The sequence below is a fragment of the Citrobacter sp. Cs237 genome (assembly GCF_030332325.1).
GTDB classification, from domain to species: domain Bacteria; phylum Pseudomonadota; class Gammaproteobacteria; order Enterobacterales; family Enterobacteriaceae; genus Citrobacter_A; species Citrobacter_A sedlakii.
On the sequence record NZ_JAOWIB010000103.1, the window covers coordinates 127918 to 142782 of the forward strand.

General features: G+C 47.3%; 14 protein-coding genes. 10 read left to right on the forward strand and 4 right to left on the reverse strand.

The window, feature by feature from the left end; genetic code table 11:
* Window positions 1-7: 7 nt before the first annotated feature.
* Window positions 8-1285 carry a lipid IV(A) 3-deoxy-D-manno-octulosonic acid transferase gene (gene waaA, locus OGY07_RS11140; protein WP_181822325.1) on the reverse strand — a complete coding sequence of 426 codons (1278 nt, stop codon included), beginning with the start codon at window positions 1283-1285 and terminating at the stop codon, window positions 8-10.
* A gap of 410 nt (window positions 1286-1695) precedes the next feature.
* Here waaA and rfaQ point away from each other — a divergent pair, with 410 nt between their 5' ends.
* The 10 genes from rfaQ (at window position 1696) to OGY07_RS11190 (ending at window position 11498) form a co-directional block, all read left to right on the forward strand.
* Entirely contained in the window at window positions 1696-2766 is a 1071-nt protein-coding gene (gene rfaQ, locus OGY07_RS11145; protein ID WP_286600577.1) for a lipopolysaccharide core heptosyltransferase RfaQ, read from the forward strand.
* Window positions 2763-3887 carry a glycosyltransferase family 4 protein gene (locus OGY07_RS11150; protein WP_181822327.1) on the forward strand — a complete coding sequence of 375 codons (1125 nt, stop codon included), beginning with the start codon at window positions 2763-2765 and terminating at the stop codon, window positions 3885-3887. The genes rfaQ and OGY07_RS11150 overlap by 4 nt, the downstream gene beginning before the upstream one ends.
* Complete coding sequence (gene rfaP, locus OGY07_RS11155) at window positions 3880-4677, forward strand: lipopolysaccharide core heptose(I) kinase RfaP (RefSeq protein WP_286600580.1); 798 nt, start codon at window positions 3880-3882, stop codon at window positions 4675-4677. Before OGY07_RS11150 ends, rfaP begins: the two co-directional genes overlap by 8 nt.
* 45 nt (window positions 4678-4722) lie before the next feature.
* Window positions 4723-5451 (forward strand): hypothetical protein, encoded by a 729-nt coding sequence (locus OGY07_RS11160; protein WP_286600582.1) that lies wholly within the window; start codon window positions 4723-4725, stop codon window positions 5449-5451.
* Between the two features lie 52 nt (window positions 5452-5503).
* Entirely contained in the window at window positions 5504-6583 is a 1080-nt protein-coding gene (gene waaB / locus OGY07_RS11165) for a lipopolysaccharide 1,6-galactosyltransferase (protein WP_286600584.1), read from the forward strand.
* Window positions 6584-6588: 5 nt separating this feature from the next.
* On the forward strand, window positions 6589-7602 hold the full coding sequence (gene waaO, locus OGY07_RS11170; protein ID WP_199957435.1) for a lipopolysaccharide 3-alpha-galactosyltransferase: 1014 nt from the start codon (window positions 6589-6591) through the stop codon (window positions 7600-7602).
* 20 nt (window positions 7603-7622) lie between these two features.
* Window positions 7623-8639, forward strand: coding sequence for a glycosyltransferase family 8 protein (locus OGY07_RS11175; protein WP_286600587.1), 1017 nt, complete (start codon window positions 7623-7625; stop codon window positions 8637-8639).
* A gap of 13 nt (window positions 8640-8652) precedes the next feature.
* Complete coding sequence (gene rfaY / locus OGY07_RS11180; RefSeq protein WP_042287017.1) at window positions 8653-9351, forward strand: lipopolysaccharide core heptose(II) kinase RfaY; 699 nt, start codon at window positions 8653-8655, stop codon at window positions 9349-9351.
* 178 nt (window positions 9352-9529) lie between these two features.
* Window positions 9530-10384, forward strand: coding sequence for a 3-deoxy-D-manno-oct-2-ulosonate III transferase WaaZ (gene waaZ / locus OGY07_RS11185; RefSeq protein WP_200035535.1), 855 nt, complete (start codon window positions 9530-9532; stop codon window positions 10382-10384).
* 37 nt (window positions 10385-10421) lie between these two features.
* Window positions 10422-11498, forward strand: a complete 1077-nt coding sequence (locus tag OGY07_RS11190) for a glycosyltransferase family 9 protein (RefSeq protein ID WP_286600591.1) — start codon at window positions 10422-10424, stop codon at window positions 11496-11498.
* 32 nt (window positions 11499-11530) lie between these two features.
* Here OGY07_RS11190 and OGY07_RS11195 read toward each other — a convergent pair whose 3' ends face one another.
* The 3 genes from OGY07_RS11195 to rfaF are packed head-to-tail and all read right to left on the reverse strand — an operon-like array spanning window position 11531 to window position 14825.
* Window positions 11531-12802 carry an O-antigen ligase family protein gene (locus OGY07_RS11195; RefSeq protein ID WP_286600593.1) on the reverse strand — a complete coding sequence of 424 codons (1272 nt, stop codon included), beginning with the start codon at window positions 12800-12802 and terminating at the stop codon, window positions 11531-11533.
* Window positions 12803-12812: 10 nt separating this feature from the next.
* Entirely contained in the window at window positions 12813-13775 is a 963-nt protein-coding gene (gene rfaC, locus OGY07_RS11200; protein ID WP_286600596.1) for a lipopolysaccharide heptosyltransferase RfaC, read from the reverse strand.
* A 3-nt stretch (window positions 13776-13778) separates the two neighbouring features.
* The gene (rfaF, locus tag OGY07_RS11205) at window positions 13779-14825 is read right to left on the reverse strand and encodes an ADP-heptose--LPS heptosyltransferase RfaF (protein ID WP_042286999.1); all 1047 of its coding nucleotides are present in this window, start codon (window positions 14823-14825) and stop codon (window positions 13779-13781) included.
* Window positions 14826-14865: the final 40 nt, after the last annotated feature.

The window sequence follows — 14865 nt, forward strand, 5'->3', positions numbered from 1 at the left end:
ACAGCCCTCAATGCGTTTTCGGTGGCAGATAAGGTTCCAGCAGTTGCAGTAAGCGCTGGAGCGCGCCCTGGTTCTGGTACAGCACTTCAACTGCGTGACGACCATAAAAATTACGATAATCGGCGTCGGTCAGTAAAGAGGAAACTTCTTTGGCGAGGCTGGTGGCGTCGGTGACGGTAATCAGACCGCTGGCTTGCTCCAGACGAGCGCAGATATCTTTAAAGTTAAAGGTGTGAGGGCCCATCAACACCGGGATCGCGTGCGCGGCAGCTTCCAGCGGGTTATGCCCACCTCGCTCAACCAGCGATCCTCCGACAAAGGCGAGATCCGCAATGCCGTAAAGCAGCATGAGTTCACCCATTGTATCGCCAACCACCACCTGGGTACTGGCCGAGGGCACCTCGCCAGAAGAGCGAGTGGTGTAACTGAGACCTGCCTCACGAACGAGATTAATCGCATCCGGGAAGCGCTCCGGATGACGGGGCACCAGGATCAGCAGCAGGTTGGGGAACTGGTGGAGCAATGCCTGATGCGCGGCGATGACAATACTCTCTTCGCCATCATGAGTGCTGGTGGCGATCCACACCGGGCGGTGGGGAGCCCACTGACGGCGCAGCGTAACCGCTTTTGCCGCAAGCTGCGGCGTAACGGAGATATCAAACTTCAGGCTGCCGGTTACGGTGACCTGATTATTCTTCGCGCCCAGCGTCACAAAGCGCTGACCATCTTCTTCATTTTGCGCCGCAATTAGCGTAATACGGCGAAGGATTCGGCGGATAAATTTCCCCAGCTTCGCGTAACCGTTGGCAGAACGGGCGGAAAGACGCGCATTGGCGATGACCAGCGGGATGTTGCGCTTATGCAGCGCGGCGATCAGGTTCGGCCACAGTTCGGTTTCCATAATCAATACCAGTTTGGGGTCGACCTTATTGAGGAAGCGGCCAAGCGCATCGGGTAAATCATAGGGAAGATAGACGTGCTGGACATCGCTGCCGAAAGCGGACTGAACCCGCTCAGAGCCGGTTGGCGTCATGGTGGTGACGGTAATCGGCAGATCAGGATAGCGATGCCGTAACGCGCGAACTAAAGGAATAGCCGCCAGCGTTTCGCCGACGGAGACAGAATGAAGCATGATCCCGCCCGGCTTAAGAGGGTGGCGGTAAAAGCCGTAGCGTTCACCCCAGCGTTTACGGTAGGCCGGGGCCTTACGTCCGCGCACCCACAGCCGTATCCAGATCAGCGGCTGAATCAGGTAAAGAAGGGCGGTGTAAAGCAATTCGAGCATAGTAAATAGCTGACTTATGGATGTGCTGGGGATTCTATGTATTTAGCCAGGGCTTTACCATTACTTTTCCTGTTTTTGACTTAAATAGCCTTAAGTCTGGCTAATAAAGTCTGTCAGACACAGAATTTTTGCATTTTTATGCGATTTATTGATTTTTGCGCCCTGAAGCGGGCATCGTGCGTTTGATAAGCCGTTAAGAAAGCCCAGATAAATTAATTATCAATTTGATTTAAAAAACAAAAAATCGCTAATTGCTTAAAGTTTATTCGTGTCGGATCGCAGCGAAAGAAGTGATACACTAGCGGATAAAAGTCAGTGCGGTATCAGTAATCAGGTAGCTGTTGAGCCTGGGGCGGTAGCGTGCTTTTTTCTGCTTAAATTACCGGATAGTCACAACAAAAGAGTCGCGTGTGGAAAAGCCTTTTCGAAAAATTCTGGTTATCAAGATGCGTTTCCACGGGGATATGCTTTTAACCACTCCCGTTATTAGTACGCTGAAAAAAAATTATCCTGACGCCAAAGTCGATGTGCTTCTTTACCAGGACACGATACCTATTTTGTCTGAAAACCCTGAGATAAATGCGCTTTATGGCATCAGTAATAAGGGGGCGGGAACGGCAGATAAAATCAAAAATGCGCTTTCGCTGATTAAGACTTTACGCAGCAATCAGTATGACCTGGTCATTAATCTTACCGACCAGTGGATAGTGGCGCTGATAGTCCGGTGCCTGAATGCCAGGGTAAAAATATCCCAGGACTTTGCCAACCGTCAGTCCGCCTTCTGGAAAAACAGTTTTACGCACCTCGTTCCCTACCGCGGCGAACATGTCGTCGAGCGGACATTGTCTGCGCTCTGCCCGCTTGGGCTGGAGCATATGGTAACGGAAACGACGATGAGTTATCTGCCAGAGCACTGGGAAAACATGCGTCAGCAGCTGGCGAAACTCGGCGTGACGCGCCAGTATGTGGTGATTCAGCCAACTGCAAGGCAATTATTTAAGTGCTGGGATAACGAAAAATTTTCCCGCGTCATTGATGCCCTTGAACGTCGTGGTTATCAGGTTGTGCTGACGTCTGGCCCGTCCGCAGACGATTTAGCCTGCGTAGAAGAAATCGCGCAGGGGTGTGAAACCAAACCGGTTACTGGCCTTGCGGGAAAAACCCGCTTCCCTGAATTAGGCGCGTTGATCGACCATGCCGTGCTCTTTATTGGCGTCGATTCTGCACCCGGACACATTGCCGCCGCGGTTAAAACACCGGTGATATGCCTTTTTGGCGCGACAGACCACGTTTTCTGGCGTCCCTGGACTGACAATATTATTCAGTTTTGGGCGGGAGATTATCAGACAATGCCTCAGCGACGTGAACTGGATCGAAATAAAAAATATATGTCCGTTATACCTGCAGAGGACGTGATTGCGGCGACTGAAAAAATGTTGCCACAAAATGCGCAAATTATTGGGATGGATGCGTCGGTATGATCGTTGCTTTTTGTCTGTATAAGTATTTTCCGTTTGGCGGATTACAACGTGACTTCCTGCGTATTGCGCAAACCGTCGCTGCGCGTGGACATCAGGTTCGCGTTTACACTCAGTCCTGGGAAGGGGAATATCCCGAAGGATTCGAACTGATTCACGTGCCGGTAAAATCACGGACCAACCACGGACGTAATGCAGAGTATTACGCGTGGGTGCAGGCGCATCTGCGAGCGCATCCGGTGGATCGGGTCGTCGGCTTTAACAAAATGCCGGGTCTGGATGTCTATTTTGCCGCTGATGTCTGTTATGCCGAGAAGGTTGCGCAGGAGAAAGGTTTTTTCTATCGCCTGACATCCCGTTACCGCCATTATGCGGCGTTTGAACGGGCGACGTTCGAACAGGGTAAGCCCACGCAACTGATGATGCTGACCGATAAACAGATTGCTGATTTCCAGAAGCATTATCAAACCGAAGCGGAACGTTTCCATATCCTCCCGCCAGGGATCTATCCGGACAGAAAATACAGTGCGCAAATCCCGGACGCTCGCGAGGTTTATCGTCAGAAGAACGGGATCGCCGGACAGCAAAATTTGTTGTTGCAGGTGGGGTCCGACTTTACGCGTAAAGGCGTGGATCGATCGATTGAAGCGCTGGCTTCCCTGCCGGAGGCGCTGCGCCACAATACGCTGCTGTATGTTGTTGGCCAGGACAAGCCCAGAAAATTTGAAGCGCTGGCGGAAAAACGCGGCGTACGGGGTAATGTGCATTTTTTCTCCGGGCGTAATGATGTGGCAGAGCTGATGGCCGCCGCTGATATACTGCTGCACCCTGCTTACCAGGAAGCGGCGGGTATCGTTTTGCTTGAGGCGATTGCCGCCGGGTTGCCGGTCCTCACGTCGGCGGTATGTGGTTTTGCCCACTATATTGAAGACGCTAACTGTGGTGTTGCCATCACTGAGCCCTGGAAACAAGAAGCACTAAACGACATTTTACGTAAAGCGCTGACGCAGCCATCATTGCGCAACGCATGGGCTGAAAACGCACGCCATTATGCGGATACGCAAGATTTGTACAGTCTGCCGGAAAGAGCGGCCGACATCATTACAGGTGGTCTGGATGGTTGAACTGAAGGAACCGTTAGCCACGTTATGGCGCGGTAAAGATGCTTTTGAGGAAGTTAAAACGCTGCAGGGAGACGTTTTCAGGGAACTGGAAACCCGCCGTACGCTGCGATTTGAACTGGCGGAGAAAAGCTATTTCCTTAAATGGCATCGGGGCACTTCTCTCAAAGAGATCGTCAAAAATTTACTTTCGCTACGCATGCCGGTTTTAGGAGCTGACAGAGAGTGGAACGCCATCCATCGTCTCCGGGATGTGGGAGTGGATACTATGCACGGAGTGGGTTTTGGTGAGAAAGGTTTAAATCCGCTGACCAAAACTTCGTTTATTATTACCGAAGATCTAACGCCCACTATCAGCCTGGAAGATTATTGCGCGGAATGGGCGTCAAACCCGCCTGACGTAAAGATTAAGCGAATGCTTATTCACCGCGTCGCAACGATGGTTCGTAAAATGCACGCGGCCGGTATCAATCACCGCGACTGCTATATTTGCCACTTTCTCCTGCACCTGCCCTTTTCGGGGCATGAGAGCGAGCTTAAGGTGTCCGTCATCGATCTCCATCGTGCGCAAATTCGAAGCAAAGTGCCTCGCCGCTGGCGCGATAAAGATCTGATCGGCTTGTATTTCTCGTCCCTGAATATTGGCTTGACGCAGCGGGATATCTGGCGGTTTTTGCAGGTGTACTTTGAGGCGCCATTAAGCGCGATTTTACAGGATGAGTCGCAATTGCTTGTCCAGGCTGAAGCAAAAGCTGCACGGATAAAAGAACGTACAATAAGAAAGAATCTTTAAAAAATTTACTATTATCACATCGACTCAGCAGCTAAAGAAAATATTATGATTATTGTTTCTGTATTACGATTAAGTAAAGATTTTACAACACAGCATGCCCAATGGTTGCATAAACAATTAGTAGGTTATAATTCAGTTTGTTTAACCGATGCTAAGTATATTAAAGGTGTAAACACCGCGCCTCTTTTATATAATTGGCCTGGCTGGTGGTCTAAAATCGAACTTTTTAATCCAGAACACCCTGTTTTGGGGAAAGAAGATATATTATATATGGATCTAGATACGGTAATAACAGGGGATATATCTGACTTTCTCAAAGTTGAAGGTTTAACTATGCTTAGCGATTTTGGAGATCCTAATAACGTAAACTCTTCATTAATGAAGATTTCATGTGCAGATAAAGAAAAGGTTTGGAAGGCATTTATAAATAATCCTATGGAGATAATGGAAAAATGTCAGACGCCAGAATTATGGGGTGATCAGGGGTTTATTGGTTCAATTACAACTCCTCAACGCTGGCAAGATATATTGCCAGGGAAAGTAGTAAGTTATAAAGCAAATATAGCGAAGCCAGGAATGATTGGATTCAATCAAAATTTATACGATGGCATCGCAAATGGAGAGCTGCCTTCTGATGCAAGGATTGTATGCTTCCATGGTTCTCCAAGACCCTGGAATACTGTCTTTTCTTGGGTTCCACGGTTTAACTTTGAAACTTATTTAAAAGCTACTGTCAAAAACTTGAAAAAAGAAATAAAAAATAAATTATCATAGGTTAAGAAATGTTAATGCTAGGTTAGATAATGAAAAATATTAGAGTTTTATTATGAGAATAGCATTTATAGGTGAGGCTGTTTCAGGTTTTGGTGGCATGGAAACGGTTATCCGGGATGTCATTAACCACTTACAAGAAAAACCCTTCGGGCATACGTGCGATATGTTTTTCTTTTGTCGAAATGACAAAATGGATAAAGCATGGTTGAATAATATCAACTATTCATGCTCTTTCTCAAACACCCGACTCGGTTTTTTGCGTCGCGCAAAGCATATTAATGCATTTAGCCAGTGGCTAAAAGAAACACGGCCTGATGTTGTGATTTGCATTGACGTGTTATCTTGTCTTTTTGCCAGTAAAGCGCGAAAAAAATCGGGTGTGGATTTCACCCTTTTTTCCTGGCCGCATTTTTCGCTTGATCATAAAAAACATGCTGAGTGTATCATCCATGCAGATTACCATCTGGCAATAAGCTCCGGGATTAAAGAGCAGATGATAGCGCGTGGTATAGAGCAAAGTCGAATCAGCGTTATTTTTAATCCGGTATCAAGAAAATCGACTATCGTTTATCCCCCTGAGCTGGGTCAGCCTGCGGTATTCCTTTACGTTGGGCGCATGAAGTTCGAAGGGCAAAAAAGAATCAAGGACTTGCTCGATGGGCTGTCTCGAGCGGAAGGTGATTGGCGACTACATGTGATTGGCGATGGTTCTGATTTTGAGAAATGTCAAAAGTACGGGCAGGACCTGGGGATTGGCGAACGTATTACCTGGCATGGATGGCAGGGTTCTCCGTGGGATGTGGTAAATAATAAAATTCAAAATGTTTCAGCGCTTCTTTTAACTTCATCCTTTGAAGGATTCGGTATGGCAATCCTTGAGGCCATGTCGTATGGTATCCCTTGTATCAGTTCTGACTGTATGTCAGGTCCGCGGGATATGATACAGCCGGGAATTAATGGCGAGCTGTACTCACCCGGGGTTATCACACAATATATTAATCATTTGAACAATATTATTTCTGGCAAAATAAAATATAATAATAATCTGATTCCAGCGACTATTGAAAAATTCTATAATGATGTCTATTTTGAAAATTTAGAAAGCATAATATCTTCCAAAAATAATAAGTGATCACTATGACGACAAAGTACTTTGACGAAAAAGTCATTCAGCAGACTTTAGATTATAATTATACAGAGCATAGTGATGTTGAATGCTTTAACATTGCCTATGGCATCGACAAGAACTTTCTGTTTGGCTGTGGCGTATCCATTGCTTCTATTCTGATCGCTAACCCAGAAATACCGCTGGCATTTCATGTCTTCACAGATTTTTTCAGCGATGACGATCGTGCGCGTTTTCATGCGCTGGCTAAACAATATTCTACTCGTATCGCTGTCCATTTAGTGGATTGCGAGCAACTCAAATCATTACCCAGCACAAAAAACTGGTCCTACGCGACATACTTTCGATTTATCATCGCCGATCGCTTTGCGGGTAAAACCGATAAGGTGCTGTACCTGGATGCGGATATTGCCTGTAAAGGAAGCATTCAGGAACTGGTTGATCTGCATTTTACCGAGCACGAAATTGCAGCAGTTGTTGCCGAAGGAGAAACCGAATGGTGGACGAAACGTTCGGTCAGTCTGGCAACGCCGGGTCTGGTGTCCGGTTATTTCAATGCAGGCTTCTTACTTATCAATATTCCTCGCTGGGCGCAGGAAGATATCTCGCGTAAAGCCATTGAGATGTTGCGCGATCCGGATGTTGTTCAGCGCATAACGCACCTGGATCAGGATGTACTCAATATGCTGTTGGTGGGCAAGGCGCGTTTTGTGGATAAAAAGTTCAATACCCAGTTCAGCATTAACTATGAATTAAAGGAAAGGGTGTTAAACCCTGTCAATGAAAGCACCGTTTTTATACATTATATCGGCCCGACAAAACCATGGCATCAGTGGGGAAATTATCCAGTTGCTCAAAGCTTTTTGAATGCGAAAAAGTTGTCACCCTGGTCTAGTGTTGACTTGCTAAAACCTAAAAATAGCCATCAGTTGCGCTATGCAGCAAAGCACATGTTTAATCAGAAAAAGTACGTTGCTGGTGTGATGGATTATTTATATTACTTTAAAAGTAAGCTTGTTAAATAAATATAACTATAGGTGATGCAGTGAACTCATTTCCTGAAATAGAGATAACAGAGTTTAAAGTTTTTGATGAACGCTTAAATGACTGCGATGAAACGTTACATATCTCTTATGGCATTGATGAGAATTATCTTGATGGCGTGGGTGTCTCCATTTCTTCTGTTCTCCTGCATAATAAAATAAATGTCGAATTTCATATCCTTTGCGATCGCTATGTCCAGGGCTTCATTGAAAAAATAGCCTTACTTGCGAATCAGTATCACGTTAAAATTTCGCTTTACACCATTAACGTGAGCTGCCTTGAAGTTTTGCCAAGAACAAAGGTCTGGTCCAGGGCAATGTATTTTCGCCTGTTTGCATTTAATTATCTTCGTCAAAAAATGGATAGATTACTCTATCTTGATGCCGATGTTGTCTGCAAAGGATCGCTTGAGGCACTTTTAGCGATAGATCTGACAGATAAAATTGCTGCGGTTGTTAAAGATGTTGATTCTATCCAGGCAAAAGTTGATGAGCGCTTACCCGCTTATCATCTACAGGGGCGCTACTTTAACTCTGGTGTTGTGTTAGTCAATCTCCAGCAGTGGACGGCGCAGTGTTTAACAGAACATGCGCTTTCACTGTTAACCGGAGAAGAAGGTCAATCCCCATTTTTCAAATATCCCGATCAGGATGTGTTAAATATCCTGCTAATTGATAAAGTGGTCTTTTTACCACGCGAATACAATACTATTTATACCATTAAAAGTGAATTGAAAGATAAAACACATCTGAATTATTTAAACGTCATTACAAATAATACAAAATTGATTCATTATACCGGGGCAACTAAACCCTGGCATGCTTGGGCAAAGTATCCTTCTGTTATTTATTTCACCACTGCGCAGGTTAAATCACCATGGCAGACTGTCCCGGCTAAAAATGCAAGAACCATGGTGGAGTACAAAAAAAGGTATAAACATCTTCTGGTTCAGAAGCATTATTTACAAGGAATAATCGCAGGCGCCGCCTATCTCTATCGAAAAATTTTAGCGAAATAAATTTCCCACAATTATGATTACTGAAACAAAAATAAAAAATTATACTGTCTTCGTTAAACAAGACGGGCAAAAATACATCGATATTTTCACTGATTTTCTTAACCACAATCTTAGCGTATTAAAAGTCTTTCGTAGTATTGAAGATACCAAGGTCGTATTGATCGATACCGAGCATGGTAAATATATTCTGAAGATTTTTCACCCTAAAGTAAAAAACACTGAGCGATTTTTCAAATCGCTGGTTAAAGGGGACTACTACGAAAAACTTTTCTACCAGACGGATCGTGTTCGCCAGGAAGGGTATGATGCGTTAAATGATTTTTATCTGTTGGCAGAAGTGAAAACGCTGCGTTATGTCCACACCTATATCATGATTATTGAGTACATCGAAGGTGTGGAACTGGCCGACATGTCTGACATCTCGTCTGACATAAAGAGCAAGATTAAGCATTCGATCGAGGGACTTCACCAACATGGTATGGTCTCAGGCGACCCGCATAAGGGTAACTTTATATTACAGGATGGTGAGATAAGGATCATTGACCTGTCCGGAAAAAGACCCTCTCGTCAACGGATGGCTAAAGACAGAATCGATTTAGAACGTCATTATGGCATTGAAAACACGAGCAAAGATCTGGGTTACTATCTTTTGGTCTACAAGAAAAAATGGCGTAATTTTTTGCGTCGTCTGAAAGGCAAAAGTGTGCGCTAAGTTTGACTGTGATATCCCGGATATTGCAATTGGCAAGTCTAAATGCAAAAATGGCGTTGTATATTTTATGAGCAGGTTCAGTGCTCTATTTCGATTACCCTCGCTAAAGATAAGCTATGAACACTTACCTCAAAGATTCATCGTGATTTAAGTTGCATGATTAACATACAGGTTTTATATGAGTAATGTTAAGTTTTTAACTCGCGCCGGTGTTCAGCAGCTTACTGAAAGCAGAACATCTGAAAACGTTATCATTTTCTTGTCGGGGCCTACGTCCCGAGGGACGCCACTGTCTCTTTTACGCAACAATGATGTCATCACCGTTAACGGCGCGGCGGAATACTTGCTCAGTAATGGTATTACCCCTTTCATTTATGTCTTAACAGACGCACGCTTTCTGCTGCAACGGCGTGAGGACTTTTATAAGTTCAGCCGCGGCAGTAAATTTACCTTCGTCAATATGGACGTTTATGAGGCCGCATCGGAAGAAGACAAGTGCTACATGCGCGCTCATTGCTTCATTTTGCGCGCGTTTTATAAGCGTGAAAAAGGCGGGATTTTCAAGAAGTTGAAGCTGGAAACGCTGTCTCGATGGAACAAGAAACTGTTGATCAACGTCCCTGTCTCTAAGCGCGGAAGGCTGGTTGGCTTTAGTAAGGATATCAGCTTCGGCTATTGTTCATGCCATACCGTGGCGTATACCGCAATGCAAATAGCATATTCGCTGGGGTACGATAACACTATCTGTTCCGGGCTGGACATTACCGGCAGCTGCGCGCGTTTTTATGACGAAAGCATTAACCCGATGCCGTCAGAGCTTAGCAAGGATCTGGTCAAAATCTTGCCCTTCTTTAAATTCATGCGTGCACAAGTGCCAGACTTTCAGATTTACAACCTCTCTGACGACACGGCGATTGGCTACGACATCATTCCTTTTATCAGACCTGCTGATGTCGCTACCCTTGCGCCTAAGAAAAGCGTATTGAAAAAAACGCTTGGACTGCACGATCATGCGGATTCTTATGTAGGCTAATTTCAATCCTGTTTTTTATTGTAATGTGGTAATTAGCATGGGCTTAGGTGCTTTCCATAAGAAAAAAAGATATTTTTTTAATAAAATCAAAATTAACGCTTTATCTTTCTTCTTTCCCAAAAATACAACGCCAAAAATCAACGCGCCAGCAATCCGGTCATGTTTGCTTATTCATGACAACAACAAGTTAGGCGATTTAATTGTCCTGAGCTCGCTTTACCGGGAACTGACCACTCGTGGCGTTAAGCTCTCTATCTTAACGACCGCCGCAGGAAAAGACTTTCTCGCGGGTAATAACAAGATACAGCGTTTTTTTATTAAAACCTCATCTAAAATCAGCGATGTACTGGCCCTACGTAAGCAGCTGAAGCAGGCGTCTTTCGATATCGTTCTCGATCCTTTCGAAACAATGCCTTCTTTTACTCATGCGTTACTCTTATCTGGCGTCAGGCGCTCGCATGTTCTTGGCTTTGATAAATGGTATAAGCGTTACTACACCGTGTATCATCCGCATGACGAAAAACTCGCTGCGCATATGTGTACGCGGGCGAGTGAAATACTGCATTATTTTTATCCCGATACCGATAATTCGTTCGATGTCAGTTATGATCTGCCGCTCACCGCAGAGGTCGAAAACGCGGTCGTGAATTTCATCGGCGATACGAAGATTATTATAATTAATGCTCTGGGCGCGAAGAAAATCTGCCGTTTAACAGCGGAGCAGATTGCAACGATCTATTCCCGTATTCGTGAACGGCAACCTGAGTTTCGGGTGATTTTTACCGGCCTGCCGCAAGATGTGCGCTCTATTGCGATACCGGACATTGAAACGCTGCCGTTTAACGCGTTTATTTATACCGTTGCCCTGACAAAATTCAGCCAGTACGTTATTTCTGTGGACACCGCGCTGGTTCATATTGCTTCGGCTTATCAGATCCCTACGCTCGCGCTCTACCCCAACGCGCGACACGACGCTTATCCCTCGCACCTAATCTGGGCGCCGAATAATTGCAACGCATTGCAGGTAGTCTCTCCCACCTGTACGGTGAAAGATATTCGTTCCGATGTATTGATTGATTCAGTGGACGCGTTATTTGACCGCCATCCAAAGTGAGCGGATGCCCGCTTTGGATGGCGTGAAAGGAATCACTGCTGAACACGTCTTTCTGGCGGGCGATTTTTCTTGATAAGCAGCATCAGTGCGACAGCCGTGATCAAAATGATCGGGATACTGCGTGACCAGAGAATCACATCGCTCATTCCCGTGCCAATAATCGCTAACGTCAGGGCAAACAGCCCTAAAGAGCGGTGATAGTACACCGTATAAAACAGCGCGGCGTAAAACAGCAAAGTCGATAGAATCCCGGCAATACCTTTCAGCGAGGCCGCTTCAACCAGCTCATTGTGCAAGTGAACGTTGGAAAATTCTAAAGCCCCGCGAAGATAAGGATGCGCATTCGCCAGCTCTTCCATACGCTGCGCCCGAACATCTGCCGAGCGTGCGGCAAGCGGTGATTCTTTGAAAATATCAAAACCAATCTCATACATCGCCAGGCGTGCGCCAAGCGAACTGACACTGTTGCCATTGTTATATTGCGCCAGGTCCGCAACCGCTTCATGGTAGCGGCTATAAATCGGCTTGCTGAAGACCGCAACAAGGACAACGAAGGCAACCAAAAAACCAATCACCGAAAAGAACAATTTTTTGGGGGTCTTAAGATAGCCCGCCACCAGTGCCAGCGCGCATATCACCGGAAAAATAAGCAGCGCTGAACGCGTCTGGGTGAGGGCAAGCGCAAAGAACACGGCAGCAGCGTTAAGCAGAAACAGCACCGGGTGCTTGCGCTGGGTATACAGTATTGATATCGCGCTGACGATGCCGACAAACATGATCGAATATGCTGCGCCTGTTGCCGTACCAATACCAAAATCCAGACGGGAGATACCGGTTGTGGTTTTTACATAGTAGCCATAACCGGCAATGAAAAACGACAGCGAATACAGAATATACAGCGGCCACTCTTTATTCATCTTTATTTTCGAGGTCAGCGCCAACAGTATGAGAAAGGCCCCAAAGATAAAGATTTTCGCCGTATTCAAATAACTATGGTACGTCGCCCGAAAGGGTGAATCATCTACTTTAAAGGCGGAATACCAGCTGACGTTGATGACGCCGATAAGCAGAACAGAAAGGGGTAACAGCCAGTATCGCGGCGAATAACTTTCCGGCTTGCCGCGTAACATAAGCGCCAGCAGACCGAAAATCGCCGTAATATTATACAGCTTCATACTCAAATTATTATTGAACAGCGCGACGACAAGAGTGACGAAGCAAAGTAACCAGGTAGTCAACTCCAGCACTGTGGACATCTTCCTGGCACCGGTTTGCCAGGAATGTAAAGAGTTCAAGGCTAACATTCATGTACCTTTAGAATAATGATGATATTCCGTTCAGAACGGTGTGGGCATCAAGCTTGGCTAAATTATTTTCGGGTGAACGACACGCTATCTGGTTTTTCCCGTACCCCCCAATTAACCCCGGATCCGTTGGGCCATACAGCGTAATATTCGGTCGATCGAGCGCCGCCGTCAGGTGGCTAAGCCCCGTATCGACGGAAACCACATATTTTGCGCCTGCCAGTACGCGCGCAACTTCTTCCAGACTCATCCTCGGTAAGACCTCAACGTGAGCGAACCCTTCGGCAAGTCTTCTCGCCCGTGCTTCTTCATGAGGCGCGCCCCACGGCAATTTGATGCTGATATCGTTGTCAGCCAACAAACCAATTAGCGCTCGCCAGTTTGCTTCCGGCCAGTGTTTATCATCGCGCGTGGTTGCGTGCAAAAATACCGCGTAGGGTTGCGCAGTATCCTGTTCAGATGTCAGGAAATGCCGCGCGATAGCATAATCGCCTTGCGAGGATGGTTTGGAGTAATTCAGGCTTTTTGCGAACAGTTCGCGGGTACGCTCTACGGCATGCTGCTGCCTGGCAATGTAATGGCGGCGATGATAAAACAGAGCGGCCAGCGGCTCGCGTGCGCTCTGCCAGTCCATACCATGCTTTACGCCATGTGCGAGGCGAGTCACCAGCGCAGCGCTTTTAACCAATCCCTGGGCGTCGATAACGGCATCATAGCGTTCTGCCTGTACCGCCTCGCGGAAAGCGTTACGCTCCGCTTTAACCGACGCGGAAAACCAGGCTTTACGCCAGCGACGAATCGCAACGGGAATGACGCGGTTTACCGCCGAATGCCACGAGGGGATCTGCGCGAATCCTTCTTCGACCACCCAGTCAAACTGAATACCCGGTATCGCCTGTTGTGCATCGGTGAGCGCCGGAAGGGTATGCAACACATCACCCATTGAGGATGTTTTGACGATCAGAACCCGCATTCGTCAGGCTTCCTCTTGTAATAACAGCGCGTTCAGGGCTTCCAGCACCTGCGCTGGAGTAATGTCGATCAGACTCTGATGGTACCCTTCTGCCGCATCGCCTTTGCGCACTTTGTGATAGCCGGTAATCAGGCGAATCACCCGCGCTTTATGTGAAAGCGGCGGCGTGAAGTCAGGGCTGCTGGGGCCGTAGAGGGCAACCAGCGGACGGTTAAGGGCCGCGGCGACGTGCATCAGCCCGGAGTCATTGCTGACGACGGCTTTACAGGCGCCGATCAAAATGACGGCCTGCTCCAGCTGGGTGTCGCCTGCCAGATTGCGGCACCACGCCTGCTGCTCATCGTTTAAGGACGCTAAAATCTCGTTCCCGGCTTCGTGATCTTTCGCCGAACCGAACAGCACAACCTGATAGCCTTCGTCTATCAGCTGTTTCGCCAGTTCCGCGTAATGATAGTGTGGCCAGCGTTTGGCAGGTCCAAATTCCGCGCCAGGGCAAAAGCCGATCATGGGCCGCTCATCTGAAAGCGAAAATTCACAACAGGTCAGGGATTTTTCACCTTCGCTCACCTGCAACTGCGGCCACAGCAGCGGCTGCGGCAGATCTTTCGCGCTGTGCATTACGCCCTTGTCGTAAGCCAGCGCGACATAGCGTTCCACCATCAAGGGCCAGGCCGCTTTGTCCAGCACACGCGCGTCGTTTAGCAGACCGTAACGCATCTCGCCGCGCCAGCCTGTGCGCTGCGGTACGCCCGCAAAGAAGGGCACAAGGGCTGATTTGAAGGAGTTGGGCAGCACATATGCGCGGTCATAGCGTTTCTCGCGCAGGCTATGGCCGAGCCTGCGGCGTTCGCCGAGCGCCAGCGTCCCATGGCCGAGTGGCATTGGGATCGCTTCGTTCACTTCCGGCATTCGCGACAACAGCGGACGGCACCATGCGGGCGCCATCACGTCGATTATCGCCTGGGGATAGCGCGCCTTGAGCGTGCGATAGAGACTTTGCGACATCATCATGTCGCCCACCCAGGACGGGCCGATCACCAAAATTTTCATTCACTTCATCCTTCAAGCTGTCTCTGCGTTGGCTGCCTGC

Bases quoted from the DNA above. Each gene is read 5' to 3' on its own strand.
- waaA (WP_181822325.1), bottom strand. From the start codon at position 1,285: ATGCTCGAATTGCTTTACACCGCCCTTCTTTACCTGATTCAGCCGCTG.
- OGY07_RS11150 (WP_181822327.1), top strand. From the start codon at position 2,763: ATGATCGTTGCTTTTTGTCTGTATAAGTATTTTCCGTTTGGCGGATTA.
- rfaP (WP_286600580.1), top strand. From the start codon at position 3,880: ATGGTTGAACTGAAGGAACCGTTAGCCACGTTATGGCGCGGTAAAGAT.
- OGY07_RS11160 (WP_286600582.1), top strand. From the start codon at position 4,723: ATGATTATTGTTTCTGTATTACGATTAAGTAAAGATTTTACAACACAG.
- waaB (WP_286600584.1), top strand. From the start codon at position 5,504: ATGAGAATAGCATTTATAGGTGAGGCTGTTTCAGGTTTTGGTGGCATG.
- waaO (WP_199957435.1), top strand. From the start codon at position 6,589: ATGACGACAAAGTACTTTGACGAAAAAGTCATTCAGCAGACTTTAGAT.
- rfaY (WP_042287017.1), top strand. From the start codon at position 8,653: ATGATTACTGAAACAAAAATAAAAAATTATACTGTCTTCGTTAAACAA.
- waaZ (WP_200035535.1), top strand. From the start codon at position 9,530: ATGAGTAATGTTAAGTTTTTAACTCGCGCCGGTGTTCAGCAGCTTACT.
- OGY07_RS11190 (WP_286600591.1), top strand. From the start codon at position 10,422: ATGGGCTTAGGTGCTTTCCATAAGAAAAAAAGATATTTTTTTAATAAA.
- OGY07_RS11195 (WP_286600593.1), bottom strand. From the start codon at position 12,802: ATGTTAGCCTTGAACTCTTTACATTCCTGGCAAACCGGTGCCAGGAAG.
- rfaC (WP_286600596.1), bottom strand. From the start codon at position 13,775: ATGCGGGTTCTGATCGTCAAAACATCCTCAATGGGTGATGTGTTGCAT.
- rfaF (WP_042286999.1), bottom strand. From the start codon at position 14,825: ATGAAAATTTTGGTGATCGGCCCGTCCTGGGTGGGCGACATGATGATG.